This window comes from Streptomyces sp. TLI_053 (assembly GCF_900105395.1).
Classification (GTDB): domain Bacteria; phylum Actinomycetota; class Actinomycetes; order Streptomycetales; family Streptomycetaceae; genus Kitasatospora.
This window is the reverse complement of the sequence record NZ_LT629775.1, coordinates 6,433,916-6,459,329: the sequence shown is the minus strand read 5'-3', so window position 1 is coordinate 6,459,329 and position 25,414 is coordinate 6,433,916. Positions and strand designations below refer to the sequence as shown.

24 protein-coding genes are annotated in these 25,414 nt (G+C 74.0%); 10 read left to right on the top strand and 14 right to left on the bottom strand.

The window, feature by feature from the left end:
• Positions 1 to 225: 225 nt before the first annotated feature.
• Together BLU95_RS26775 and BLU95_RS26770 are read right to left on the bottom strand one after the other, a co-directional pair.
• The gene (locus BLU95_RS26775) at positions 226 to 978 is read right to left on the bottom strand and encodes a hypothetical protein (RefSeq protein ID WP_093862219.1); all 753 of its coding nucleotides are present in this window, start codon (positions 976 to 978) and stop codon (positions 226 to 228) included.
• A gap of 221 nt (positions 979 to 1,199) precedes the next feature.
• Entirely contained in the window at positions 1,200 to 1,760 is a 561-nt protein-coding gene (locus tag BLU95_RS26770) for a DoxX family protein (protein WP_093862218.1), read from the bottom strand.
• A 181-nt stretch (positions 1,761 to 1,941) separates the two neighbouring features.
• Here BLU95_RS26770 and BLU95_RS26765 point away from each other — a divergent pair, with 181 nt between their 5' ends.
• Positions 1,942 to 2,577 (top strand): MarC family protein, encoded by a 636-nt coding sequence (locus tag BLU95_RS26765; RefSeq protein ID WP_093862217.1) that lies wholly within the window; start codon positions 1,942 to 1,944, stop codon positions 2,575 to 2,577.
• 41 nt (positions 2,578 to 2,618) lie between these two features.
• On the opposite strand, the gene BLU95_RS26760 is transcribed toward BLU95_RS26765, so the two are convergent.
• Both BLU95_RS26760 and BLU95_RS26755 read right to left on the bottom strand, forming a co-directional pair.
• A complete protein-coding gene (locus BLU95_RS26760) occupies positions 2,619 to 3,161 on the bottom strand; it encodes an NADPH-dependent FMN reductase (RefSeq protein WP_093862216.1) in 543 nt (180 codons plus the stop codon).
• Positions 3,162 to 3,302: 141 nt separating this feature from the next.
• On the bottom strand, positions 3,303 to 3,737 hold the full coding sequence (locus BLU95_RS26755; RefSeq protein ID WP_093862215.1) for an Lrp/AsnC family transcriptional regulator: 435 nt from the start codon (positions 3,735 to 3,737) through the stop codon (positions 3,303 to 3,305).
• Between the two features lie 246 nt (positions 3,738 to 3,983).
• Between BLU95_RS26755 and BLU95_RS26750 the strand changes: the two genes are divergently transcribed.
• The 3 genes from BLU95_RS26750 (at position 3,984) to BLU95_RS26740 (ending at position 6,759) form a co-directional block, all read left to right on the top strand.
• Positions 3,984 to 4,814 (top strand): tryptophan 2,3-dioxygenase, encoded by an 831-nt coding sequence (locus BLU95_RS26750; protein WP_093862214.1) that lies wholly within the window; start codon positions 3,984 to 3,986, stop codon positions 4,812 to 4,814.
• 106 nt (positions 4,815 to 4,920) lie between these two features.
• Positions 4,921 to 6,147, top strand: coding sequence for a kynureninase (gene kynU, locus BLU95_RS26745; RefSeq protein ID WP_093862213.1), 1,227 nt, complete (start codon positions 4,921 to 4,923; stop codon positions 6,145 to 6,147).
• A gap of 99 nt (positions 6,148 to 6,246) precedes the next feature.
• On the top strand, positions 6,247 to 6,759 hold the full coding sequence (locus BLU95_RS26740; protein WP_093862212.1) for a F0F1 ATP synthase subunit B family protein: 513 nt from the start codon (positions 6,247 to 6,249) through the stop codon (positions 6,757 to 6,759).
• 69 nt (positions 6,760 to 6,828) lie between these two features.
• Here BLU95_RS26740 and BLU95_RS26735 read toward each other — a convergent pair whose 3' ends face one another.
• On the bottom strand, positions 6,829 to 7,800 hold the full coding sequence (locus BLU95_RS26735; protein ID WP_093862211.1) for a hypothetical protein: 972 nt from the start codon (positions 7,798 to 7,800) through the stop codon (positions 6,829 to 6,831).
• A gap of 63 nt (positions 7,801 to 7,863) precedes the next feature.
• On the opposite strand from BLU95_RS26735, the gene BLU95_RS26730 reads away from it, so the two are divergent.
• Positions 7,864 to 8,586, top strand: a complete 723-nt coding sequence (locus BLU95_RS26730) for a TetR/AcrR family transcriptional regulator (RefSeq protein WP_093862210.1) — start codon at positions 7,864 to 7,866, stop codon at positions 8,584 to 8,586.
• Here BLU95_RS26730 and BLU95_RS26725 read toward each other — a convergent pair.
• Entirely contained in the window at positions 8,583 to 10,070 is a 1,488-nt protein-coding gene (locus tag BLU95_RS26725) for a choice-of-anchor A family protein (RefSeq protein WP_231977796.1), read from the bottom strand. The genes BLU95_RS26730 and BLU95_RS26725 overlap by 4 nt on opposite strands.
• A gap of 278 nt (positions 10,071 to 10,348) precedes the next feature.
• On the opposite strand from BLU95_RS26725, the gene BLU95_RS26720 reads away from it, so the two are divergent.
• The 3 genes from BLU95_RS26720 (at position 10,349) to BLU95_RS26710 (ending at position 12,592) form a co-directional block, all read left to right on the top strand.
• A complete protein-coding gene (locus BLU95_RS26720) occupies positions 10,349 to 11,050 on the top strand; it encodes a 4'-phosphopantetheinyl transferase family protein (RefSeq protein WP_093862208.1) in 702 nt (233 codons plus the stop codon).
• Between the two features lie 196 nt (positions 11,051 to 11,246).
• Positions 11,247 to 11,729, top strand: a complete 483-nt coding sequence (locus tag BLU95_RS26715) for a DUF2269 family protein (RefSeq protein WP_093862207.1) — start codon at positions 11,247 to 11,249, stop codon at positions 11,727 to 11,729.
• Positions 11,730 to 11,761: 32 nt separating this feature from the next.
• Positions 11,762 to 12,592 (top strand): MmyB family transcriptional regulator, encoded by an 831-nt coding sequence (locus BLU95_RS26710; RefSeq protein ID WP_093862206.1) that lies wholly within the window; start codon positions 11,762 to 11,764, stop codon positions 12,590 to 12,592.
• A gap of 36 nt (positions 12,593 to 12,628) precedes the next feature.
• Here the strand turns inward: BLU95_RS26710 and BLU95_RS26705 are convergent, their stop codons facing one another.
• Positions 12,629 to 13,048, bottom strand: coding sequence for a hypothetical protein (locus BLU95_RS26705; protein ID WP_093862205.1), 420 nt, complete (start codon positions 13,046 to 13,048; stop codon positions 12,629 to 12,631).
• A 240-nt stretch (positions 13,049 to 13,288) separates the two neighbouring features.
• Positions 13,289 to 14,308 (bottom strand): Lrp/AsnC family transcriptional regulator, encoded by a 1,020-nt coding sequence (locus tag BLU95_RS26700; protein WP_093862204.1) that lies wholly within the window; start codon positions 14,306 to 14,308, stop codon positions 13,289 to 13,291.
• A gap of 104 nt (positions 14,309 to 14,412) precedes the next feature.
• Here BLU95_RS26700 and BLU95_RS26695 point away from each other — a divergent pair, with 104 nt between their 5' ends.
• A complete protein-coding gene (locus tag BLU95_RS26695) occupies positions 14,413 to 15,228 on the top strand; it encodes an inositol monophosphatase family protein (protein WP_093862203.1) in 816 nt (271 codons plus the stop codon).
• A 3-nt stretch (positions 15,229 to 15,231) separates the two neighbouring features.
• Here the strand turns inward: BLU95_RS26695 and BLU95_RS26690 are convergent, their stop codons facing one another.
• The 5 genes from BLU95_RS26690 to BLU95_RS26670 form a co-directional block, all read right to left on the bottom strand.
• Complete coding sequence (locus tag BLU95_RS26690) at positions 15,232 to 16,182, bottom strand: amidohydrolase family protein (RefSeq protein WP_093862202.1); 951 nt, start codon at positions 16,180 to 16,182, stop codon at positions 15,232 to 15,234.
• Entirely contained in the window at positions 16,179 to 17,816 is a 1,638-nt protein-coding gene (locus BLU95_RS26685) for an acyl-CoA dehydrogenase family protein (protein ID WP_093862201.1), read from the bottom strand. Before BLU95_RS26685 ends, BLU95_RS26690 begins: the two co-directional genes overlap by 4 nt.
• Positions 17,800 to 18,429: a TetR/AcrR family transcriptional regulator gene (locus tag BLU95_RS26680; protein ID WP_093862200.1), complete on the bottom strand. Its 630-nt coding sequence runs from the start codon at positions 18,427 to 18,429 to the stop codon at positions 17,800 to 17,802. Before BLU95_RS26680 ends, BLU95_RS26685 begins: the two co-directional genes overlap by 17 nt.
• Before the next feature lie 235 nt (positions 18,430 to 18,664).
• Positions 18,665 to 20,137: a S28 family serine protease gene (locus tag BLU95_RS26675; protein WP_093862199.1), complete on the bottom strand. Its 1,473-nt coding sequence runs from the start codon at positions 20,135 to 20,137 to the stop codon at positions 18,665 to 18,667.
• 151 nt (positions 20,138 to 20,288) lie between these two features.
• Complete coding sequence (locus tag BLU95_RS26670) at positions 20,289 to 21,158, bottom strand: S1 family peptidase (RefSeq protein ID WP_093862198.1); 870 nt, start codon at positions 21,156 to 21,158, stop codon at positions 20,289 to 20,291.
• A gap of 166 nt (positions 21,159 to 21,324) precedes the next feature.
• On the opposite strand from BLU95_RS26670, the gene BLU95_RS26665 reads away from it, so the two are divergent.
• On the top strand, positions 21,325 to 22,215 hold the full coding sequence (locus tag BLU95_RS26665; protein ID WP_093862197.1) for a metallophosphoesterase family protein: 891 nt from the start codon (positions 21,325 to 21,327) through the stop codon (positions 22,213 to 22,215).
• 72 nt (positions 22,216 to 22,287) lie between these two features.
• On the opposite strand, the gene BLU95_RS26660 is transcribed toward BLU95_RS26665, so the two are convergent.
• Positions 22,288 to 24,816 (bottom strand): ATP-dependent Clp protease ATP-binding subunit, encoded by a 2,529-nt coding sequence (locus tag BLU95_RS26660; protein WP_093865150.1) that lies wholly within the window; start codon positions 24,814 to 24,816, stop codon positions 22,288 to 22,290.
• Positions 24,817 to 25,414: the final 598 nt, after the last annotated feature.

The following is a 25,414-nucleotide window of genomic DNA, read 5'->3' as shown; positions in this document are numbered from 1 at the left end:
CGCCGGGATATGCCGAACCGGCGCCAGCGGCGAACCGCTGACGCCGGCTCAGGGGCTCCCTGCACCTGGGCACTAAAATGGACTAGACCAACTACCCCGTCAAGGGGTGATGTTGCGGCTTGAGCCGCCGTTAAGGTTCCGCCGGAACGCGTCCGCCCCCGCTGACCTGGGGGTCAACGGGAGCGGAGGAGGTCGGACGGCCGACCCGGAGTCGGCCGGGTCCGCTCAGTACCGGACGGCATTGGCGACCACGGCCTTCACCGAGCCGGAGAGGTCCCGGTTGCTGAGCGCCTTCGCCTCGGTGCTCTTCCCGGCCTCGACGTCCGGCACGGTCACCGCGGTCGCGTCCAGCACGTTGCCGCTGTCGTCGGTGAAGTTGACCTGGACCACGTACCGGGCGCTGCCCTGCTGCTCGTGGTTGGTGACGGTCAGCGTCGTCTGGGCCTTGCCGTCCGTGAAGGACACCGCCCCCGCCGAGACGTCCGCCTTCGCGTCCAGGCCGCCCTTGACCCCGGCGAGCGCCGAGGAGGCCGCGGCCTGGGCGGAGGAGGCCGCGGAGGCCAGGGACGAGGAGATCCCGCCGGCCGCCGAGGCGAGCGCCGAACTCGCGGCCGAGGCGGCGGCGGAGGCCGCTCCCGCGATGCCCGACCCCACCTGGCCGGCGGCCGAGGAGACCGCGCTGCCCGCGCTGCTGCTCGACGAGCAGCCCGCCAGCGCGGCGCCGCCGAGCAGGGCGGCACCCACGACCGCGGCCACGGCGCGGCCGGGCCGGCGGACGGCGGGGGCCTGCGGGTCCCCGGCGGTGGGCCGCGGCGGCGCGGCCGGGCGCGGGGTGGCGGCGGCAGTGCCGGTCCCGTCGGCGACGGAGATGACTGGGGTGGCAGTGGTGGCAGTGGTGGCAGTGGTGGCGGAGGTGGCGGAGGTGGCAGCGGTCCGGCGGGGCGGAGCCGCGGTGCGGCGGAGCGGCTGGCGGTCCATCGGGGTCCTCGATTCTGGCCGGCGCCGGGGGCCCGGCGCGCCTCCCCGCCCACGTTCCGGGGGCCGGGAGACGCTCGCCAACAGGGGTGGTGCGTTCGGGTGAGCCCGGCCGGGCGGCGCCGGACGGGGGCGTTCGGGTGAGGTTCGGGCGGCGTTCGGGTGGGGTTCGGGGGCGGTTCGGGGGCGGTTCGGGGGCGCCCCGGCCCGGAGCACGAGCGGCCTCAGGAGAGCCCGGAGCCGTCCTGGGTGTCCGCCTCCACCGCCGCGCGCTCCTCCGCCAGCCGGACGGCGTGCCGCCGGCGGGCCACCACGCCGTACGCGGAGGCTGCGCTCGCCACGAAGGCCAGGGCGCCGACCCACGGCTGGTCGAAGGCGTGCCCGGTCAGGTGGTCGACCGAGTACCGGCCGGGGCCGGCCAGCCCCAGCGCCAGCCCGGTCGCGCCCAGGAACGCCGGGTACTCGTAGCCGCCGGACATCACGAAGAAGCCGGCCGGGGCGTGCACCGCGACCGCGCCGGCCATGGTGCCGGCCACCACCGCGCCGGCCGCCGGCGTGGCCAGCCCGACCAGCAGCATCGCGCCGCCGCCCGCCTCACCGAGCCCGGCGGCCAGGGCGCTCTGGCGCGCCGGATGGAAGCCCATCGCCTCCATCGCCTTGGCGGTGCCGTCCAGGCCGCCACCGCCGAACCAGCCGAACAGCTTCTGGGTGCCGTGGGCGATCAGCACACCGCCGACGGCGCCGCGCAGGGCCAGCAGACCCAGGTCCTTACGGTTCAGAGCCATGTCGAAGTCCCCTTCGGGAGCCCTCCGCCGAATGGTGGGGAGGTCCGGCTTCCATGGCACCGGAAACGACGGCCCCACTCGACCCGGGGCGGCCGTTCGGGCGAATGACGGCGCGAGAGGGAATAACCGGCCGGGGGCGTGGCGGCCGGGCGGCGGTGATTGTCGCGGCCATGCTTGGCCCATGTTCGTCTTCAACCTGAGCAGCGCCTTCATCGCCTTCTTCGCCGTGGTCGGCCCGCCGAAGGTCCTGCTGTCCTTCGCCCGGCTGGCCACCACCCGGACCACCGGGGAGCTGCGGCGCCTCGCGGCGTGGAGCACCGTCGTCTCCGCCGTGATCGGTGCGGTGATGGCCCTCAGCGCGGACTTCGTCACCACGCTGTTCCACATCAGCGACCAGTCGCTGCAGCTCGCCGGCGGGCTGATCTTCTTCGTCTACGCGGTCGCCCTGGTCTTCGGGGTCCACCTGGGCTGGGGCACCGACGTGGAGGACGAGCACCTCGTCAGCCCGCTGGTGGACGGCATCCGCGAGCTGCTGCTGCCCTACCTGGCCAGCCCGCTCGCGGTCACCGCGGTGCTGGTCGCCTCGCTCACCAAGGACGACTGGGGCTGGCGCACCACCGTGGCCGGCGCCTACATCGCGGTGGTGCTGATCAACTACGTCTGCGTCGCCCTGCTCGCCCCGCTGATGCGGCGCAGCCACCGCACCTCGCTGGAGGTGCTCTCCCGGCTGCTCGGACTGCTGCTGGCGGCGGTCGGCGTCGAGCTGTTCCTGAACGGGCTGGCCGGACTCGGCCTGCACCTGCCCGACGGGCACTGAACCGCCCGCCGGTACAGGGCCGGGCCCGCGGGCCCGGCCGCTCAGACCGCCGCGGCCAGCCGGACCAGCGCCTCCGCGATCCGGTCGCGCACCAGCGGGTCGGCGACCAGTCCGTCCGCGCCGACGTCCCCGCGCGCCAGCGGCAGCCGGACGCAGGCCGCCTCCACCACGGCCGCCCCGGTGTACCCGAGCACGGTGCGCAGCGCCTCCTCCGCACCCAGGCCCCGCCCGGGCCCGGCGGCGTTGATCCAGGCGGCTGGCTTGTCCACGATCTCCATCCCGCCGACCGTCCAGTCCAGCAGGTTCTTGAAGCTGCCCGGCAGGGTCCCGGCGTACTCGGGCGCGCAGATCAGCAGCGCGTCGGCGGCCTCCACGGCCTCGCGCAGCGCGGTGACCGGCTCCGGCAGCGGATCGGTGTCGAGGTCCGGGTTGAAGTGCGGCAGCCCGGCCAGCCCGGTGTAGTAGGTGGTCGCGACGCCCTCGGTGGCCAGCGCCACGACGGCGGCGGTGCGCAGCACCGTCTCGTTGACGGACCCGGTGCGCAGGCTGCCCGGGAGCAGCAGGATGTGACGGTCGTTCGGCATGGGCAGGAACCTATAGCGCGCGGCACCCCGTCCGCGCCGGTTGTCCACCGGTCACGGGACTTCCGCCGGTCACGGCACGACCGCCGGTCACGGCGTTTCCGTCGATCACCGCACGACCACCGGTCACCGCACGACCACCGGTCACGGCACGACCACCGGCCGCCAGGGCACCGGGCTGGAGAGGATCATCGAGCTGGCCGGCTGGCCGTAGGCGCCGAGGCGGTCGATCAGGGCCTCGAAATCGGCCATCGCGGGAACGGCCACCAGCAGGGCGCAGCAGGCTCCGCCGGTCACCCGGTGCAGCTGGAGCACCTCCGGCCACCCGGCCACCTCCGGGTCGCGGAGCACGCAGCGCGGACCGTAGCACTGGATCTGCACCAGCGCGGTGATCGGCAGGCCGGCCCGGGTGAGGTCGACGTGGGCGTGGTAGCCGGCGATCACCCCGTCGGCCTCCAGCCTCCGGACCCGTTCGGCCACGGCGGGTGCGGAGAGGCTCACCCGGCGCGAGAGTTCGTTGTAGGAGAGGCGGGCATCGGCCTGCAGCTCGGCCAGCAGTCGGCGGTCGACGGTGTCCACGGCGGGCTCCCGAGGGTGTGTGCGGGTGTCCTCCGGTTGGCCGGATCCCACCGCTTTGCGATCGTGAAGAGGATCAGGAAAACACCTCTTGTACGACAGGCGCGACCGGCGTTGCCGTGCCCGCCGCCCATTCAAATGCGGGACCGGGCCACCGCACAATGGGGCCCCGGCGAGGACCGGGGCGACGGGACCGGATCCCGGGCCCGTCCGGTGGTCCCGCCGCCGGTGACTTCAGGAGGGATCGGTATGGGGCACGACACGGTGGAGAAGCCCAACCTGTCGTTCGGACGGACCGGGGAGCCGGTCCGGGGCACCCCGTACGCGCGCTACGCCCGGCTGGACGAACTGCACAGCCTGCAGCACCCGCTCAGCGAGGCCCCGGCCGAGCTGTCGTTCATCGTCACCACCCAGGTGATGGAGCTGCTGTTCGGCCTGCTGCGGCACGAGTGGACACTCGCCCAGCGGGCGCTGCGCGCGGACGACCTGCCGGGCGCACTGGCCGCGCTGCGCCGGGGCACCCACGTCCAGGACGTGCTGACGGAGTCCTGGGACCTGCTGGCCACGATGACCCCGCAGGAGTTCAACTCCTTCCGCTCGGTGTTCGGCGAGGCCTCGGGCTTCCAGTCCTCGGCCTTCGTGCACCTGGAGTTCCTGCTCGGCAACAAGAACGCCGCGCTGCTGCGGATGTACGACGACAGCCCGGCCGCGCTCGCCGAGCTGACCGAGGTGCTGCGCTCCCCCGGTCTGTACGACGACGCGCTGGCGCTGCTGGCCCGGCGCGGCCTGGAGCTGCCGGACACCGTGTCCGAGCGGCGCCACCAGAGCGACGAGGCCGTGGCCGCGGCCTGGCGGCGGGTCTACGCCGAGGACGGGTACGCCGAGCTGCGGCCGCTGGCCGAGGCACTGCTGGACGTCGCCGAGCGGGTGACCCGCTGGCGCCACCGCCACCTGATGGCGGTCAAGCGGGCGATGGGCGCCAAGCCCGGCTCGGGCGGCTCCAGCGGCCTGAGCTGGCTGCGCCGCTCCGCCGAGCAGGACGTCTTCCCCGAACTCTGGGAGATCCGGGACGGGATGTGACCGGCACCGGCCGGGCAGGAACCGGGGGGACGCCGAACGGCGCGGACCCCCGCGGGCCGCGGGCGGGACGCCGCGGACACGGACGAGGAACGGGAAAGGGCAGGGCATGATCACTCGCGAGGAGTGCGCGGCGCTGGACGCCGCCGACCCGCTGGCGGCGTTCCGCGGGGAGTTCTCCCTGCCGCCGGGGGTGATCTACCTGGACGGCAACTCGCTCGGCGCGCTGCCGGTCCGCACCCCCGAGCGGGTGCGGACCGTGGTCGAGGAGGAGTGGGGCCGGGAGCTGATCCGCAGCTGGAACGACGCGGGCTGGTTCGAGCAGCCGTACCGGCTGGGCCGGCGGATCGCCCCGCTGGTCGGCGCCGCGCCCGAGGAGCTGGTGGTCTGCGACACCACCTCGGTGAACCTCTTCAAGGTGCTGGCGGCGGCGCTGCGACTGCGGCCGGGCCGTTCCACCGTGCTCGGCGACCGGGCCGCGTTCCCCACCGACCTCTACATCGCCGAGGGCGTGACCGGGCTGGTCCCCGGCGCCCGCAGCCTGCTGGTCGACCCGGCCGAGCTGGACGCGCACCTGGACGGGGACGTGGCCGCGGTCGTGCTCTCGCACGTCGACTACCGGACCGGTGAACTCCTCGACATGCCCGGGATCACCGCCCGGGCGCGGGCCGCCGGGGCGCTGATGATCTGGGACGTCTGCCACTCGGTGGGCGCACTGCCGGTCGAACTCGGCGCGAGCGGGGCGGACTTCGCGGTCGGCTGCACCTACAAGTACCTGAACGGCGGCCCCGGTTCGCCGGCCTTCCTCTACGTCGCCGAGCGGCACCTGGCGGCCGGGCCGCTGCAGCCGCTGAGCGGCTGGTTCGGGCACGCCCGCCCGTTCGCCTTCGAGCCCGGCTACGAGCCCAAGGACGGCATCGGCCGCTTCCTCACCAGCTCGCCGTCGCTGCTCGGCCAGGCCGCGCTGGAGTCCTCGCTGGACATCTGGGAGCGGGCGGACCGGGACGCCGTCCGGGCGAAGAGCCTGGCGCTGACCGATCTGTTCATCGCCCTGGTGGAGGACCTCGAGGGGATCGAGGTGGTCACCCCGCGCGAGCACGGGCGGCGCGGCAGCCAGGTGGCACTGCGGCACGCCGACGGGTACCCGGTGGTGCAGGCGCTGATCGCCCGCGGGGTGATCGGGGACTTCCGCGCGCCGGACCTCATGCGCTTCGGCTTCACCCCGCTCTACCTCTCCCACACGGAGGTGTGGGACGCCGCGCGGCACCTCGCCGAGGTGCTGGCGAGTGGCGAGTGGAAGGACGAGCGCTTCGCCCGCCGCGGCGAGGTGACCTGAGCCGCCGGGGTGACACGCCCCACAGCGCCGGAGCGGTTCGCCCTCGATCCGCCCGGAAAAGATCCTCCTTGACCGATCGTCAGCTCGAAGGAGGGTCGCATGGACCTGGAACTCGGACCGCTGAAGCCCGAGCCCGCTGAACTCGTCCTGGGACTGGCCTTCTTCTTCCTGGTGCTCCTGACCCTCGGCCGGGTGGTACTGCCGCGGGTCGAGCGGGTGCTCGCCGAGCGGCACGACGCCACCGAGGGCCGACTGGAGCGGGCGGCCGCCACGGTCGCCGAGGCCGAGCGGACGCTGGACGAGTACCGGCAGGAGCTGGCGGCGGCGCGGCACGAGGCGGCGCGGATCCGGCAGCAGGCCGCCGAGGAAGGCGCGGCGGCCGTCGCGGCGGCCCGCGAGGAGGGCCTGCGCGAGCGCGATCTGCTGCTCGCCGAGGCCGACGCGCGGCTCGCCGTGGACCGGGCGTTCGCGGAGGCGGCGCTCCGGGAGGACGTCGGGCGGCTGGCCACCGAGTTGGCCGGCCGAGTGGTCGGCGAGTCGGTGGCGGCTGTCTCCGCCGAGCGCCGCACGGTGGAACGCTTCTTCGACCGGCCCACCACCGAGGAACGCTGAGCCGACACCGCGGCGGTCCCGCACCCGGGTTCCGGGTGCGGGACCGTTGGCGTCACGGCGCCGTTCGCGTCACAGCGCCGTTCGCGTCACGGGGCCCGTCAGCTCCTGGACCAGCCGCCCGTAGACGGCGAAGGCCGGCTTGGGGGTGTAGTCGTCGCGGAGCAGGCCGAAATGATGGAACAGGCCCGGCCCCGCGCTGTCCGCGTCGCGCAGGCCGAAGTGGCTGTAGCCGGTGAGGTTCAGCTCCCCGGCGAGCCCGGCCACCGTCCGGACCACCTCCTCGACCACTTCCGCCTGCCGCTGCTCGGGGCGGTCCGGGCCGGTCGGCCAGCCGTGCTCGCACACCCTGACCGGCACCGCCGCCCCGATCCCGGCCCGGACCACGACCTCCCGCCGGAAGCCGGTGAGCACCGCCGCGACCGCCGCCCCGAGCCGCTCGGCCGGGACGAGGCGGAAGACGTCCGGGAAGAAGTCCAGGCCGACGTAGTCCAGCGCGCGGTGGAACCGCTCGTCGGCCAGCTCGCCGAGCGCGGACCAGAACGGCTCGGCCGGGTCCGGGCTGAAGGCCGCGTTGAACCCCACCGCGAGACCCAGGCCGAGGGCGAGCGCCTCCTCCTTGGCCGCGACCACCCCGTCGACCAGCGCCCGCAGGACGCCCGGGGCGGAGCCGTCGAGCACCGGTGAGTCGACGTTCGGCTCCTCGCAGATCTGCAGGGTGCCGATCCGTCCGCCCCCGGTGCGGACCGCGTCCCGGACGAAGTCGGTCCAGCCGTCCGGCCGGTCGCCGGGACCGCGGTACTGGAGCACCAGGTCGAGCCGGCGCCCCTCGCCGAGGTACCGCTCCGGCTCGGCCGGGGTGGGCGGCAGGCCCGGGCCGGGCGGGTACGAGCGGTAGGCGCGGACCAGCAGGGTCGGTGCGGTGCCCTGGAGTTCGCGCAGCGCGGCGGTGATCCGCGCCGGGTCGTCCGGGCTGACGGGGGTGATCACGCCGCTCTCGTCGCCGAGCAGGCCGCCGGGGTAGACGCCGAAGGTGAAGGTCATGGCTCCACCGTAGCCGAAATTATTGGTGTCACTGCAAGTTTGGTGCGGCACTATGATTCCCGTATGGGACTTCGCGAGGAGAAGAAGCGGCAGACCCGGACCCTGCTCGCCGACACCGCGACCGCGCTGTTCGCCGAGCACGGGTTCGAACGGGTCACGGTGGCCGAGGTGGCCCGGGCCGCCGGCGTGGCCGTCAACACGGTCTTCAACTACTTCCCGACCAAGGAGGACCTCTTCTTCGACCGGCAGGAGGAGGTGGTCGCCCGGCTGGCCCTGGTCGTGCGCGAGCGGCCGCCCGGCACCTCCCCCGTGGACGCCGTCCGGACGGAGCTGCTCGCCGGGCTGGACGCGACCGAGCCCACCTACGGGCTGGACCCGCGGGCCGCGGCGTTCTGGCGGACGATCGAGGACAGTCCGGCGCTGCGGACCCGGCTGCTCGACCTCGGCGAGCGCGCCGAGGAGGCACTGGCCGGGGCGCTGGCCGAGGAGGCCGGCACCCCGCCCGGCGATCCGCTGCCCCGGCTGGTGGCGGGCGCGCTGGCCGGGGGGCACCGGGCGGCGCTGGCGGAGGTCCGCCGGGGCATGGTGGCGGGCGAACCGGTGGACGCCGTCCGGACCCGGGTCGTGGCCGCGGTCACGGCGGCCTTCGGCCTGCTGGCGGCGGGCCTCGACGACTGGCCGGGCCGGGCCGGGCCGGGGGCCGAACCGCGCGGCACGGGAGCACGCACGGGGCCGCCCGGTCGGAGTGACCGGGCGGCCCGGGAGAGCGCCGCGAGGGGGCGCTAGCTGTGGCGGCCGCGGCGACGGGCGGCCAGCACGGCGAGGCCGCCGAGAGCGAGCAGACCCGCGCCGGCCAGACCGAAGACCACCGGGGCGTTGCCCGCGCCGGTGGAGGGCAGCTGGCCGCCCCCGCCGCCGTGGGTGGGCCCGGGGTGGTGACCGGTCGGACCGTGGCTGCTCGGACCGTGGCTCGACGGGCCGTGGCTGGTGGGCGCCGCACTGGAGGAGCTGGGCGAGGTGGTCGGGGTGGTCGGCACGGCCGAGCTGGTGGTCGGCGTCGGCGAGGTCGGGGTCGGGGTCGGGGTCGGGGACGTCGTGGTGGGCGTCGGCGAGGTCGGCGCCGGGGAGGTGGTGGTCTCGGTCGGGGTCGGCGTCGGGGAGGTCGGCGAGGGCGACGGCGAGGTGGGCGAGGGGCTCGGCGTGACGTCGCACTCCGGCAGGTCGCCGTCGAACGGGTAGCTGTGGAGCTCGTACCCGCCCGTCCCCGTGTGGATCAGGTTGCCCGCGAGGTACACCCGCCCGTTCATGCCCGGCTGGGAGATGGTCGTCGTGCCGCCCGGGTTGCCCGCCAGCACCGAGCCCTGGAACTGCGCGCTGCCGAGGATCTGCGCGTTGGTGGCGGTCGGGAAGTTGTACATCAGCTTCGACCGCATGTCGGTGGTCTGGTCCCCCGCCAGGCCGGTCCCCGTGTAGGTGTTGATGATCGGGCTGTCCCCGAGCATGTTCACCACGACGGTGGCGCCGGCCGGGATGTTGGCGAAGACCAGGCCGATCTGCCCGCCGGTCGGCGAGGCAAGATTCTGGGAGACGTTGAAGACCTGCTTCATGCTGGTCCCGTCACCGGTGAACGTGGCCTCGCTGGAGGTGACCGCGACGGTGCCGGTGGCGGCGGCCCGCCCGACGCAGTCGGAGACCTCCTCGATCTGGGTCAGCACGGTCTGGTAGGGCGCGGCGGCGTTCGGGTCCGCGATCGACTCACCGGTGGGGTCGATGCTGACGGTGCCGGTGACGGTGCCCGCGTGGCGCAGGTTGCCGAAGGCCGGACCCTTCGAGTCGCTGCCGCCGATCAGGATGCTGTTGCCGGTCACGGCGTCGACGTTGCCGCCGGTGGTGACGAAGTCGCTGCCGTTCGGCGGCACCACGCGCGAGCCGACGCCGACCACGCCCATGTTGTAGATGCCGCCGCCGTTCTTGTCGACGGTCAGGTTCCCGAGCGTGACGATCTTGCCCCCGGCCTCGGCCGCCCGGCCGTTGACGGTGAAGTTGCCGCCCGTGAAGACGTTGATCGTGGCGTCCCGCCCGGTGAAGTCGCCGTTGTTCGGCTCCGGCCAGGTCGCCGGGCAGTCCGGCCCGGTGCAGGCACCCAGCGGCGGGGCCAGCGGCGCAGCCGAACCCACCGTCAGTACCGCCGCCAGCGGCAGTACCGCGACGGCGGTCGCCACCGCGACCCGGACGGTCGTCCGCCCCTGGGGGGACGACTGACGCTTCACGGCGGTTCTCGTGTGTCCCGGCGCACCGGTTCCCTGATCCTGACCCATCGGCACATTCCTCCGCACAGCGAAAAAGGCAGGTGGAGCAGCACCTGCCGGGTTCCAGTTGATCCTGGATCATTCCTGGAGATTTCCAGAGAATCCAGAGATTCGTGATATCCGATACCAAATCGGACTATCCATACCCTACAGACCATCAGCTTCGAGCCGAAAATCCCCCGCCCGGGCGAACCGACCGTGTTCTCCCGGCCCGGGCCCGGCCCCGCTAGGTTGGGGGCATGACTTCCGCGCGCATGACTTCCGACGCGATCGCCACCGTCGCCGCGAGCGCCGACGTGCTGCGCCACCCCGAGGCCGGCGAGCACCTGCTCACCGCCGTCGAGAAGGAGCGCGCCGCCCGCTTCCGGTACGAGTCCGGGCGGGCCGACTTCACCGCCGGACACGTCCTGGTCCGGCTCTGCGCCGCCCGGCTGCTCGGTGTCCCGGCGGCCTCGCTGACGCTCGCGCAGCACTGCCCCGACTGCGGCAAGGGCGACCACGGCAAGCCCTACCTGCCCGAGCACCCCGGTATCTCGGTCAGCCTCTCGCACACCAAGGGCGTGGTCGCCGCCGCCGCCGCGCACGCCCCGATCGGCGTCGACGTCGAGCTCACCGACCGGGGCGGCACCCTGCTCGACGTCGCCCCCCGGGTGCTCGCCGAGGAGGAGCTGCGGCAGGTCCGGGCGCACAACGACCCGGCGCGCGCCTTCCTGCGCCTCTGGGTCCGCAAGGAGGCCCTGATCAAGGTCGGCCGGACCACCCTGGACGGCCTCGCCGCCGTCGACCTCTCCGGGCTGCCGCTCGACCTGCCCGGCGACCGTCCGCTGCTCGGGCGGTTCGAGGACCTGGAGCTGCTCGACTGGGCCGACGAGTCGCACGGCGCGGCCGTCGCGGCGGTCTGCGAGCTGCCGCCGCGGGTGGTGGAGCTGGCCGCGCTGTAGCCGGGAGTGTGGTGGCTGGGAGCGTGGCCGCCGGGGGCCTGGTCGCTGGGGGCGTTGCAGCCGCGACCTGGGTGGATGCCGGTCGGATAAGCGGTGTTAGCGTCCTGGACGGGGCGCTGAGAACCGTCCGCCCCGGCGTGCCCGCGCCGTGACCGCCGCCGGGCCGCCCCGCTGAAAGTCGCAAGGGTGCCCCGCCATGGCCAAGTTCCTGCTGAGCCTGCACGTCCTCGCCTCGGTGCTGTTCATCGGCCCGGTGGCCGTGGCCGTCAGCATGTTCCCGCGCCGGGCGGGCGCCGCGCTGGCCGGCGGGCCCGAGCAGGCGGCCGACGCCGGCATGCTGCGGCAGCTGCACCGGATCACCCAGGTCTACGCGCTGCTCGGGATCGCGGTGCCGGTCCTCGGCATCGGGCTCGCCCAGGTGATGGACGTGCTCGGACAGTCCTGGCTGATCGCCTCGATGGTGCTGACCGCCGTCGCCGCCCTCTCGCTGCTGCTGTTCGTGCTGCCCGCGCAGCAGGCCGCGGTCGACGCGCTCGCCCTGGAGTCCGGCTCGGAGGAGCACGGCAAGGCCGTCCGCGGGCTCAAGCTGCTGCCGATGACGGCCGGCGTGTTCAACCTGCTCTGGGCGGTCGTGGTGGTGCTGATGATCGTCCGGCCGGGATCGACCACCGGCGCCTGACGCCCCGGCGCCCGCGGTAGTACTGTCCGGCCATGACGATCATGGCGGGGATGGGGCCCGGCACCGGGACGGGAATAGGGCCGCTGCTGCGCGGCTGGCGCGAACGGCGACGGCTCAGCCAACTGCAGCTCGCCCTGCTGGCCGACTCCTCCGCCCGGCACATCAGCTTCGTCGAGAACGGCCGCTCCCGGCCCAGCCAGGACCTCGTGCTCCGGCTCGCCGAGCACCTCGACGTCCCGGTCCGCGAGCGCAACGCCCTGCTGCTGGCCGCCGGCTACGCACCGCTCTACCCGGAGAAGCGGCTGGACGACCCCTCGATGGCGGCGCTGCGCTCGGGCATGGAGCGGCTGCTCGCCGCGCACGACCCGTACCCGGCGCTGGTCGTCGACGGGACCTTCCAGGTGCTCGCCGCCAACCGCGCGCTCGGGCTGCTGCTGGCAGGGGTCGAACCGCACCTGCTGGAACCGCCGCTGAACGCGATGCGGATCACCCTGCACCCGGAGGGGCTCGCACCGCGGATCGTGAACCTGCGGCAGTGGCGGCGGCACCTGCTGGAGCGGATGGAGCAGCAGCTCGGACTGGTCCGCTCGGCACCACTGCGGGCCCTGCTGGACGAAGTCAGGGCCTACCCGGAGCCGCCGGGCGCGGCGGAGGAGGCGGCCGAGGACCTCACCGAACTGTTCCCCTTCGCGCTGCCGCTGCGGATCGCGCACGAGGGGCGGGTGCTGTCGTTCCTGTCGACCATCGCGACCTTCAACACGCCGATGGACGTGACCGTCTCCGAGCTGGCCCTGGAGGCGTTCCTCCCGGCCGACGCGGAGACGGTCGCGTACCTCCAGGCCGCCGTGGGGGCGGAGCGGTAGGACCTTCCGGCCGGCGGGGCGACCGGTGCCGGGCGGTCAGGCCGGGATCCGGCGCAGGGTCGTGAACTGGAGGACGCCGAGGAGCGCGACGGTGCCGGCCTGCAGCGGGATCCAGACGTAGCCCGCGGTGGTCGGCCCGAACCACAGCTCCATCGCCACCAGGCTGAGCACCGTCCAGCCCAGGTTGATGTCGATCACCGCCCGCACCGCGGTCCGCGGCGGCTGCGGACGGGCGGCCAGCAGGCCGACCGCCAGGCCGAACACCGTCAGCACGACGCCGAGTTCCAGCAGGGTCGAGCGTCCCACCCCCAGCAGGTCGCCGAGCGGGCCGGAGAAGGCGAGGTAGGCGAGGCCGTTGCCGCCGCTGACCACGGCGTCGACGGCGAGGAGCCGGCGCAGCGCCGTCCAGGAGGCGGGGGCGGTCCGGCGGGCGGTGGTGACGGTGTGGGCGGACATGGCGGATCGGCCTCCGGCGGTGGGGTGGGATCCCGGTCGGCGCTCCGCCGCCGGGTGGACACCACTGTGCCGGGCGGTCGGACGGCCGTCGATTACCTCCGGGGTCATCCCCCGTCCCCGTCCCCGGCGCCGCGTCCCGGGCCGAGGGCGCGTTCCGGCCGGGGGCGCGCCGGAGGTCGTGCCACAGGTCAGGACCACAGGTCAGAGCCGCGGGTCAGGGCCGCAGGTCAGGGCCGCAGGTCAGGGCCGGAAGGCGCGCGGCCGGGCGGCCTCGGCACCCGGCGGCCGCAGCGGCACGCCCGCGCGCTTGACCGCCCGCGCCACGATCGCCGTCTCGGCGCGGCCCACCCCGAGCGGGCCCAGGGTGTCCGTGACGAACCGGTACAGGCCGCCGTGGTCCGGGCAGAACACCGCGGCCATCAGATTGGCCGGCCCGCTGGTCGCGAACACCCCGTGCACCTGCGGGTGCCGGCCCAGTGCCGCGCCGACGGCCGCGAGCCGGGCCGGCGGCACGTCCAGCCACAGGTTGGCGTCCACCGCGAGCCCCAACAGCCTCGGGTCGACGGCGACATGGGTGCGCAGCAGCCCGGTCCCGTCCAGCCGGTGCAGCCGGCGCCGGACGGTGGACTCGGGGGTGCCGGCCGCCGCCGCCAGCATCGCGTGCGACTGCCGGGCGTCCTCCCCGAGCCGGGCCAGCAGCTCGCGGTCGAGCGCGTCCAGCGACACGCCCCCGGGAGCGGGGCGGGCGACCGGCGGTTCGGCGAGCGCGGCCGCCTCCGTCTCCTCCAGGTGGCCGGAGCGCCAGTGGCCGGCGTCCGCGAAGGCGTGCAGCACGGCGTGGACGGTGGTCTCGGTGACCGCGGCGGTGGCGGGCAGCTGCCCGTGCAGCAGCCGGTCGCGCGCGCCGGCGCCCGCGAGCATCACCGCGCCGACCTCCTGGCCGCCGAGCATGACGTCGACGAAGGGCACGTCCGGCCGTTCGGCCAGCGCCCGGGCGACGGCGTCGCCCTTGCCCTGCAGCACCCGGATCCGCAGCAGCAGCGCGCCGACCGCCGCGTCCTCGACCTCGGGCATCCGGACCACCCGGACCAGGCCGGTCTGCTGGAGCCGGACGAGCCGGCGGGTGACCGTGCGCGGGGAGACGCCGAGCACCTCGGCGATCCTCCCGGCCCCGGCCCGGCCGTTCACCTGGAGCGCGCAGACCAGCCGGCGGTCCAGGGTGTCCAGCACGGTGTCCGGATCAGCAGCAGCGACGTCCATGGTGTCCGATCTCCGTCGTCCTCCCGCACCGGACGTCCCGTCCGGGCGCTCCGACGGTACTCCTTGACCGCACGAGCACGAGCACGAGGAACGGGAGCGGGACGATGGACGACGTCGAGGTGCGGAAACTGCGGACGCTGCTGCCGGAGGTGGAGGCGGCGGTCCGGGAGGTCGGCGCGCGGCTGGCCGGACAGCGGCCGGCCGACCCCTGCCCGGAGTCCGGCCTGGCCGGGGCGATGGCGCGGTTCGCCGCGTTCGACGACCCGGCCGCCGCCGAACTCCGCGCGCGGCTGGCCGCGTTGCGCCCGCAGGCGGGTCTGCCGGCGGACGAGTTCGACGGCGCGGTACCGACCGGGGGCGAGTGGTGGCTGTGCGACGCGATGGACGGCGCGGTGCAGTTCCTGCTCGGACTGCCGCACTGGGCGGTGACCGCGACCCTGGTGCGCGACGGCGCGGCGGTGCTGTCCGTGGTGCACGCGCCGCAGCTCGGCGCCCGCACCTACCGCGCCGTGCGCGGCGGCGGGGCGGAGCTGGACGGGCGGTCGATCGCCCCCGTGGAGCGGGAGTTGGCGGCGACGGTGGCCGGGACGAGCCAGCCGCCCGGGGTCGGCGCCGACCCGGTGGCGCTGCGCCGTGCGGGCGCCTCGCTGTCGGCGGTGGCGGGCGCGGTACTGGCCGTCCGGAACCTGGGGCCGACCTCGCTCCAGGTGGCCCAGGTCGGCTCCGGACACCTGGGCCTGTTCTGGGAGTTCGGCGCGGACGCGGCGAATCTGCTGCCCGGCGCACTGATCGCGACGGAGGCGGGCGCGGCCGTCACGGACGCCACCGGGGCCGCCTGGAAGCCCGCCGCGGACGCCTTCCTGGCCGCCGCGCCGGGCCTCCACAGGCTGGCCCTCCCCCTGCTGAACGGTCTTGACTGACCGTCAGAGCCCGAACAGCGCGGCCGCGTTGTGGTGGCAGACGGCGCGCAGCCAGTCCTCTCCCAGTCCGAGCCTTTCCAGCGCGTCGAGTTGGTGCCCGTACCGGTAGGGGATGTTGGGGAAGTCGCTGCCGAGCAGGACCCTGCCCCCGAGGGCACGCAGCCGGGGCAGCTCGGCGGGCGGGAAGGGGGTCTCCCGCTCGGAGAAGTCGGTGAACGCCATGGTGGTGTCCAGCCGGACACCGGGGTACCGCTCGGCGAGGTCGAGGAAGTCGGCGTACTCGGGCAGACCGAGGTGGGCCACCACCAGGACCAGCCGGGGGTGCCGGGCGAGCACCGCGCCGATCGGGCCGGGGCCGGTGTGCTTGCCCGGGACGGGCCCGGAACCGCAGTGGGTGACCACCGGTGTGCCGCTCTCCGCGAGCAGGCCCCAGACCTCGTCGAGTTGTGGGTCCGCCGGGTCGTAGCCGCCGACCTGGAGATGCGCCTTGAACACCCGGGCGCCGTCGGCGAGCGCCCGGGCCACATAACCGGGCGCGCCCGGCTCGGGGTGGAAGGTCGCGGTGTGCAGGCAGTCGGGGGTGCGGGCGGCGAAGTCCGCGGCCCAGGCGTTCAGCCACTCGGCCATCCCCGGCTTGTGCGGGTAGAGCATCGCGGTGAACGCCCGGACGCCGAACTCCCGAAGCCGGGCGACCCGTTGCTCCTCCGCCTCGCGGTAGGCGATCGGCCAGGGGCGGCCGGTCAGCGGACCGGCCGCGTCGAAGTACGCCCACACCTTGTCGAGCACGTTCTTCGGCATGAAGTGCGTGTGGACGTCGATCAGGCCGGGCAGGCCGAGGTGCCGCCAGAAGGCGCGCACCCCGGCCGCCTCGGCGGCGGGGTCGGGGGCCGGTCCGGACAGCGGGCCGTTCAGCGGGCCGTTCAGCGGGCCGTTCAGTGGGCCGGGCGCGCTCATGCGGCCGGTACCGGCCGGGCGCGGTCGATGATCGCCGCGACGTCCGGACCGGGCGGCAGGGTGCCGAACGCGGCGCCGTGGTCACCGCCGAGCCGGGAGGCGCAGAACGCGTCGGCGACCGCCGGGTCCCCGTACCGGACCAGCAGCGAGCCCTGGAAGGCCAGCGCCATCGCCTCCACCAGCCGGCGGGTGCGGTACTCCAGCTGGTCCAGGTCGGTGAGCTGCTTGCGCAGCCCGGCGACCGCCGCGTCGAGCCTGCGGTCGGCGCCCGCCGCCGCGTCCAGTTCGCCGAGGAAGGCGTCGACGGTCTCCGGGTGCTTGGCCATCGCGCGCAGCGCGTCCAGGGCGGCGACGTTGCCGGAGCCCTCCCAGATCGAGACCAGCGGCGCCTCCCGGTAGAGGCGGGGCATGCCGGACTCCTCGATGTAGCCGTTGCCGCCCAGGCACTCCAGGGCCTCGGCGGCGTGCGCCGGACCGCGCTTGCAGACCCAGTACTTGGCCACGGCCAGGCCGAGCCGGCGGACCAGCGCCTCCTGCCCGTCCCCGGCGAGGGCGGCGTCGGTGGCCTGGGCGAGCCGCATCGCCACCGTGGTGGCCGCCTCGGACTCCACCACGAGGTCGGCGAGCACGTTGCGCATCAGCGGCTGGTCGACCAGCGCCCGGCCGAACGCCCGGCGGTGCAGGGCGTGCTGGACGGCCCGGGTGGCTCCGAGCCGCATCCCGGCGGCGGCCCCGATCGTGCAGTCCAGCCGGGTCGTGTTGACCATCTCGATGATGGTCCGCACCCCGCGCCCCTCCTCGCCGACCAGCAGGCCGTACGCCTCCTCGTACTCGATCTCGGCGGAGGCGTTGGACTTGTTGCCGAGCTTGTCCTTGAGCCGCTGGAGGCGGAGCCGGTTGCGGCTGCCGTCCGGCAGCACGCGCGGCAGCAGGAAGCAGCTGAGCCCGCCCGGCGCCTGGGCGAGGGTGAGGAAGAGGTCGGACATCGGCGCCGAGGTGAACCACTTGTGGCCGGTGAGCCGGTAGCTCCCGTCGGGCTGCGGCACGGCGGTCGTGGTGTTGCTGCGGACGTCCGAACCGCCCTGCTTCTCGGTCATCGACATGCCGGCGATCAGGCCGCGCTTGCCGTGCGGCTCGCGCAGCCCGAAGTCGTACTCGGTGGCGGCGAGCAGCGGTTCGAACTCGGCGGCCAGCGCGGGGGTCGTGCGCAGCGCGGGAACGGCGGCGTAGGTCATCGAGACGGGGCAGGTGTGGCCGGCCTCGACCTGGCTCCAGACGTGGAACCTGGCGGCGCGGGCGGTGTGCGCGCCGGGCCGGTCGTCCCGCCAGGGGGCGGCGTGCAGACCGTGGCCGACGGCGGTGTGCATCAGCTCGTGCCAGTACGGGTGGAACTCGACCTCGTCGATCCGGTGGCCGAAGCGGTCGTGGGTGCGCAGCACCGGCGGGTGCTCGTTGGCCAGCCGCCCCCACTCGGCGGCCTGCTCGGAGCCGGCCAGCCGGCCGAGGGCGCGCAGTTCGGGCTCGGCCCAGCCGGCGCCGGCCCGGTGCAGGGCGGCGAGCAGCGCGGGGTCGGCGGCGGTGTCGTGCCCGTACGGGAGCGGGGCCTGGTTGGTGACCTCATGCGTCGCTGTCATCGCGTTCTCCAAGCGCTCGGAGGGTGAAGGAGACGAGGGCGGGGACCACGGCGCCGGGGGCCGCCCCGGCACCGTTCGGGGGTACCGCGGCGAGCGGGCCGGTGAGGGCCTCGGCGGTGGCGCCGACGATCGCGGCGGCGGTCAGCTGCGGGTCCTGGGGCGGCAGCCGTCCGGCGGCGAGCGCGGTGGCGATCTCGGCGGCGAGCACATCGCGGAAGGTGCGGCGGAAGACCAGGCGCTCGGCGTCCACCACGGTGTCGGCCGGTTCGACCAGCAGCGCGTGGGCGAGCCGGGGGGCACGCAGGGCGCGGGCGGCGAAGGTCTCCACGACGGCGGCGATCCGGTCCCTGGGGGTGTCGTGCCGGGCGACGGCCTCGTGCACGGCGGCCACCTCCCGGGTGACCACCCGACGGAACAGCTCGACCGAGAGTTCGGCCTTGTTGGCGAAGTGCCCGTACATCGAGCCGGTGGCGATACCGGCCCGCTCGGCCACCGCGGCCATGCTGCAGCCGCCGTAGCCGCGCTCGGCGAGCAGGCCGACCGCGGCCTGGAGCACCGCCTCGCGCTGGGCGTCCAGTCGGGCTTGCACGGCGGGGGTGCGACGGTAGGCCATGGAAGCATTGAAGCACTGATTCACTGCTTCGGGGAGGGTTCCGCGAGGGTCCGGGCGGGTCCGGGCGGGAACGCGTGTCCGCCCGGGCGCGGGAACGGCGGAGGGCCGCCCGACCGACGGGCGGCCCTCGCTTCGTACGGTCCCGCGAACGCGGGCGGTCCCGCGAACGCGGGCGGTCCCGCGAGCGCGGGCGGTCCCGCGCTTCGTACGGTCCCGCGAGCGCGGGCGGTCCGGACTACAGCCGGACGCGGTCCTGCTTCAGCCCCTCGATGTCCAGCGGGCCGATCGGCGGCACCTGGTACTGCCCCTTCAGCGCACGGGCCGAGGCGTCCGGGCCGAGGCCGGCCCACTCCAGCACCTTCGCGGTGGCGGCCGCCGACTCGTCGGCCGGCAGCTTGGCGATGTTGGAGCCGTGGTTGCCCCCCGGCACCGTGTAGACGTAGCTGTCCTCGCTGCCCCACCCGAGACGGAACGGCTCGGCACCCCAGGGGTCGTTCTGGCCGTAGACGTAGATGATCCGCTCGGCCGAGTTCCGCACCCAGCGGTCGATGTCGCGCATCGCGGACGGGTCGAAGCGCATCGGGATGGACCGCGGCACGTAGGTGCGCGGCGCGTACAGCTCCTTGTAGTCGTAGTGCAGCAGGCCCTTGAGGGCCGAGACGTCGAAGGAGGGCGAGCCCAGCTCGGTGCCGGCCTGGTAGTAGTACGCGGTGTACCCGGCGAGCGACTGGTCGCTGTTGCCGGTGATGCCGGACTGGGTGTCGAGCCAGGCGTACAGCGCGTCGTCGGTGCCGGCGGCGCCCGGGACGTTCACGCAGTCGGCCGCCAGGCTGTACTGCCAGAACGCCCAGACCGAGTCCAGCACGGCCAGCTCGTACGCCTTGTCCGCGCTGCCGATGGTGGTGAAGGTGGAGCCGGCGGCGGCGTTGTCCGCGGCGTAGCGGGGCTCCAGCCGGTCGCGGCGGGCCAGCAGTTCACGCTGGGTGGCGGTCAGCGCGGCCCGGCACTCGGGGGTGCCGACGTTGCGGAAGAACTTGCTGTAGGCGGAGTCCTCGCGCTCGTCGACGTCGTTCGGGGCGACGTAGGCGATGGTGCCGGCCACGTCGTCCGGGAAGAAGCGCCGGTGGTAGGTGGAGGACATGCCGCCCTTGGAGGCGCCGGTGGACAGCCACTCCTGGTGGTAGATCCGCTTCAGCGCGGTGATCAGCCGGTGCGCGTCGGTGGCCGCCTGCTTGATGCCGGCCTTGCTCCAGTCGGCGGGCTCGGGGCGGGACGGCGTGAAGTAGCGGTACTCGATGGAGACCTGGTTGCCGTCGACCAGCCGGGCCGGCTCGGTGCGCGAGGGGGTGGTGCGCAGCGTGTAGCCGTTGGTGTAGAACACGGTCGGCCGGTCGTAGCCCTTGTGCAGCACGCTCAGCCGCTGCTGGAAGGTGCCCAGCCAGGGGCGGGCGTGGTCGATCGGCTGGGTGTAGGTGAGCAGGAAGTAGCGGTGGCCGGTGGTGGTGGGCTGCTCCTCGGTGACGGTCATCCCGGGGATCCCGGCCAGCCGGGCCTTGATGTCGGCCGACGGGTCGTCGGCGACGGACGCCGCGGCGTCGGCCGGGCCGGTCGCCCCGGCGGACCGGGCGAGCGCGGTCGGGGCCAGGCCGAGGCCCAGCAGCGGTATCAGCAGAACGGCGACCAGCAGCCTTCTGATCTTGGTGGTCATCAACTCTCCATCGGGTCAACGGAACTGTGCGGTGCTCTGGTCCGAACTCTCCGGCAGTCGGCGCGCCGCCGCCGGGCGGACCGGCCGTCCGGTAGACGGCCGAATGGGCCACCCGCCGGTCGCGGATGGCCCATCGGGGAGAAAGTGCCGGTCAGGGGCGCGGCAGGGTGCAGCCGGCCCTGGTGAGGTCGAGCTTGTTGCCGGGCCCGAAGCAGGCGGGGATGATGTACGTCTCCTGGGCGTAGCCGATGCCCCGGCGGACGGTCACCGCGCCGTTCTGGTCCACCTCGCACGGGTTGTTCAGCGTGCAGCGCTGGCCGTCCTCGTTGATGGTGTTGTTCACCGCGACGACCTGCCCGCTGTTGGCGTCGACCACCGGGGAGCCGGAGGTACCGCCGATGACGTTGCAGGTGGAGGTGTAGCGGAGCGAGTCCTTGAAGGTCCAGTCCGCTTCCTTGAGCCGGTAGGCGAAGCCGTCGGCCGAGCAGGAGTAGATCTTCTTCCAGTAGCCGGAGACGACCTTGATCGAGCTGCCCTGGACCGGGTGGGTGGCGGCGACGGTCAGCGGGGCGATCCCGTAGCGCGACTGGATCGCGGCATAGGTGGTGTTGAGCTGGTAGATCGACACATCGGTGTCGGTCATCGTGCCGTAGACCATCTTGCTGGCCTTCACCGTGCCGAGCGAGCCGCCGCTCGCGTTGAGCAGGGTGAAGCTGCGGCTGGAGGTCTGGTTGGTGACCACCTGGCCGGGGCCGGGCATGCCGGTCTCCAGGCAGTGGCCGTTGGAGAGCACCAGGGCCGGGTCGCTGGCGGTCGAGGCGGGGAACCGGACCAGCGAACCGGAGCAGTTGCTCAGCGCCACCGTCCCGGCGAACGTGACGGCGGCGGCCTTCCCGGCCTGCGGCGACGTCACGGTCGTCGTCGTGGTGGCGGTGGACGCGGTCGCGGCGGGGGCGCCCGCCAGGGCGGTCGCCCCGGCGAACAGCAGCGCGGCGGCCGTGCCTATGAGCGGCTTCTTCATGAGAGACCTCTCGGTGTGTCTCGGCGTGGGGGTGCCCCAAAGCTGGCGCGGACATGACGCCCTGTCAAGGGGCTTGTCACCGGCCCCCGGACCACAGGGCCGTGTTCCGGCCGCCGGACCCCGGTACTGTGACCGGGACGGCAGGAAGACCATCTGGGGGGCTGACATGACCGGCGACCACCGCGACCACGGCGACCACCGCACGGACGACGCACGACGCGGACCGACCGGAGGCCGGCTGCTCGCGGTCAGCGACCTGCACGTCTCCTACCAGCAAAACCGTGACCTGGTGGAGCAGTTGCGCCCGGACTCCCCCGACGACTGGCTGATCGTGGCCGGCGACGTGTCCGAGTCCACCACCACCATCCGCTGGGCCCTGGGCCTGCTCGCCGAACGCTTCGCCAAGGTGATCTGGGCCCCCGGCAACCACGAACTGTGGACCCACCCCAACGACCCGGTCCAGGTGCGCGGCGTCGAGCGCTACCAGCACCTGGTGGAGATGTGCCGCGAACTCGGCGTGGTGACCCCCGAGGACCCGTACCCGGTGTGGACCGGCGCCGGCGGCCCGGTCGCGGTCGCCCCGCTGTTCCTGCTGTACGACTACACCTTCCGGGCCCCCGGCACCTCCACCAAGGAGGAGTCACTGGCCGCCGCCTACGAGACCGGCGTGGTCTGCGCGGACGAGCGCTTCCTGCACCCCGACCCGTACCCGGACCGCGACTCCTGGTGCCGCGAGCGGGTCCGGCTGACCGAGAAGCGCCTCGCCGAGCACGACCCCGGACTGCCGCTGGTCCTGGTCAACCACTACCCGCTGGTCCGCCAGCCCACCGAGATCCTCTGGTACCCCGAGTTCGCCCAGTGGTGCGGCACCGAGCTGACCGCGGACTGGCACCGCCGGTTCAACACCGCCACGATGATCTACGGGCACCTGCACATCCCCCGGCGGACCAGCTACGACGGGGTGCCGTTCGAGGAGGTGTCGCTCGGCTACCCGCGCGAGTGGGGCCGGCGCGGCCTGCCGGACCCGCTACTGCGCGAGGTGTTCCCGGACGCCTGAGGCGCGGTGCGCCGGTGGTGGCCGCTACTCCCCTTCGCGTCCCGCCACCGGCTCCGGCTCGGGGCCCGCGTCCTACACCGGGCCCGCGTCCGCGTCCGCCACCGCGTCGGCCACCGGCTCCGGCTCGGGCTCCGGGTGCCTCGGCGCCACCGTGAGCTTCCCGTCCGACACCTCCGCGACCAGCGTGTCCCCCTCCCGGACCGTGCCGTCCAGCAGCAGGTCGGAGATCCGGTTGTCCAGCTCCTGCTGGATGGTGCGGCGCAGCGGCCGGGCCCCGAACGCCGGCTGGTAGCCGAGGTTCACCAGCAGCTCCTTGGCCCCGTCGGTCACCTCCAGGTCGACGTCCTGGGCCTTCAGCCGGCGCCGGGTGCGGTCCAGCAGCAGGTCCACCACCTGCAGCAGGTCCTTGCGGGTGAGCGCGTGGAAGACGATCACCTCGTCGATCCGGTTGAGGAACTCCGGCCGGAACTGCGTGCGCAGATCCCGCATCAGATCGTCCCGGATCTCGTCGACATCACCCGCGTGGTCGAGGATCCGCTGCGAACCGATGTTGCTGGTCATGATCAGCACGGTGTTGCGGAAGTCGACCGTACGCCCCTGGGAATCCGTCAGCCGGCCGTCGTCGAGCACCTGGAGCAGCAGGTTGAAGACGTCCGGGTGGGCCTTCTCCACCTCGTCGAAGAGCAGCACGCTGTACGGCTTGCGGCGCACCGCCTCGGTGAGCTGCCCGGCCTCGTCGTAGCCGACGTACCCGGGCGGCGAGCCGACCAGCCGGGAGACGGTGTGCTTCTCCTGGAACTCGCTCATGTCGAAGCGGATCATCCGGTCCGGGTCGCCGAACAGCAGCGCGGCCAGCGCCTTGGCCAGCTCGGTCTTGCCGACACCGGTCGGGCCCAGGAACAGGAAGGAGCCGGTCGGACGGTCCGGATCGCCCATCCCGGCCCGGCCGCGACGGACCGCCTGGGCCACCGCGGTGACCGCCCGGTCCTGCCCGATCACCTTCTCGTGCAGATGCTCCTCGAGCCGGAGCAGCCGCTCCCGCTCGGTCGCGTTCAGCTCGGCCACCGGGATGCCGGTCCGGCCCGAGAGCACCTGCGCGATGTCGTCCGCGGTGACCGCCACGACCTCCTCGCGGGCCTCGGCGACCGCCGCCAGCTCGTCCTCGGTCTGCCGCAGCTCGGTCTTCAGATTGGCGGCCCGGACGAACTCCTCGTCCGCCACCGCCTCCTCCAACTCCCGGCGCAGCTTGGTGATCCGGTCCCGCACCGGCACCGCGGCGGTGGAACCTCCCAGGCTGCGCAGCCGCACCCGCGCGCCCGCCTGGTCCAGCAGGTCGATCGCCTTGTCCGGCAGGAAACGGTCGCTGACATAACGGTCGGACAGGGTCGCGGCCGCGTCCAGCGCCTCGTCCGTGAACCGCACCTGGTGGTGCGCCTCGTAGGCGTCGCGCAGCCCCCGGAGGATCTCGACCGTCTCCTCCACCGTCGGCTCGGGCACCAGCACCGGCTGGAAGCGGCGCTCCAGCGCGGCGTCCTTCTCCACGTACCGGCGGTACTCGTCCAGGGTGGTCGCGCCGACCACGCTCAACTCACCGCGGGCCAGCGCCGGCTTCAGGATGTTGCCCGCGTCCATCGAGCCCTCTCCCCCGCCGCCCGCGCCGACCACGGTGTGCAGCTCGTCGAGGAACAGGATCACGCTCTGCTCGGCCGCCGTGACCTCGTCGATCACGTTCTTCAGCCGCTCCTCGAACTCGCCCCGGTACTTGGAGCCGGCCACCAGCGCGGTGAGGTCGAGCGTGACGACCCGCTTCTCCTTGAGGATCTGCGGCACGTCCCCCGAGACGATCCGCTGCGCCAGCCCCTCCACGATCGCCGTCTTGCCGACCCCCGGCTCACCGATCAGCACCGGATTGTTCTTGGTCCGGCGGGACAGGATCTCGACCGTCTGCTCGATCTCCTCGGCCCGGCCGACGACCGCGTCCAGCCGGCCCGCCCGGGCCTCCTCGGTGAGGTCGCGCCCGTACTCGTCCAGCGTCGGCGTCGCACTCGGCTGCCCGCCACCGCCGCCCCCACCGGCACTGCGCCCGTCCAGCACCGAGCGCAGCGCGTCCTGCGACGGCGCCGCGTTGCGCACCGCCGCCCCCGCCCCCGACCGCTCCTCCTCCAGCAGCGCGCCGAGAATGTGCTCCGGCCCGATGTACGAGGCCCCCGCCGCCTGCGACCGCGCGTGCGCCGCCAGCAGCGCCCGCTTGGCCGCCGGCGTCAGCGCCGGCCGCCCCTCCTCCCCCGCCACCTGCGCCCCGGCCGGCAACGCCTTGTCCAGCTCCCCCGCCAACCGGTCCGGATCCACCCCCGCCCGCTCCAGCATCCGCCGCGACGGATCCACCCGGGTGGCCGCCCACATCAGATGCCCGGTGTCGAGATCACTCCCCCCGCCCTCGGCCGCCCGCCGCGCGGCCGCCGCCAGCAACTCCTGCGCCGACTCGCTCAACAGCCGCCCGATCGGCACCCGTTGCACCGCGGGCGGCGAGGCCATCGGGCTCATCCCGAAGAACCGGCTGAGCAGATCCGAAAACGGGTCGTTCGACCCGAACGGCGGCATGGTCACGGAGGATCACCTCTCCCGAGCGTTGTGCGCCCACCCAAACACACCCCACCCCACCCCGCCTCCCGGCCACAGCACCCGGCTGACAGGCCTCCGCTCAGCCCGCGCGCTGCACCAGCAACCGCTCCCGCACCACCCCCGCCGTCCCCGCCACCACCCAGCGGCAGGACCACAGCAACGACTTCCCCATTCAGCCCTTCACGCCCGTCAGGAGGGCGCTGTAGCTGATCAACGACCCCCGAAGGCACACCCGCTCAACGTCCCTGTCCCGGGCCCACCACCCGTTCACCGCCCCGTGGCCGCTTTACGCGGTCGACATCCACCTCGCACTCCGGGACCTCGACATCGCCGCCGCGGTGGTTTACCACGCCATCGACCCCACCGGCACGCTTCCCCCAGGTCCGACCCGCGACCACCGCGACAAGCTGACCCTCACTGTCACGAACCCGTCATCAGGCAGACCCTCGACCGCCTGAACGACACCGTCTCCCCCGCCCCGACCACTCGACCCGTCGACGAACGGCCGTCGGCAACTCGAGAAGGATGAAGAATCCACGAGCAACCGGCCCAGCTGTGCCAGGGCAACGATGTCTCG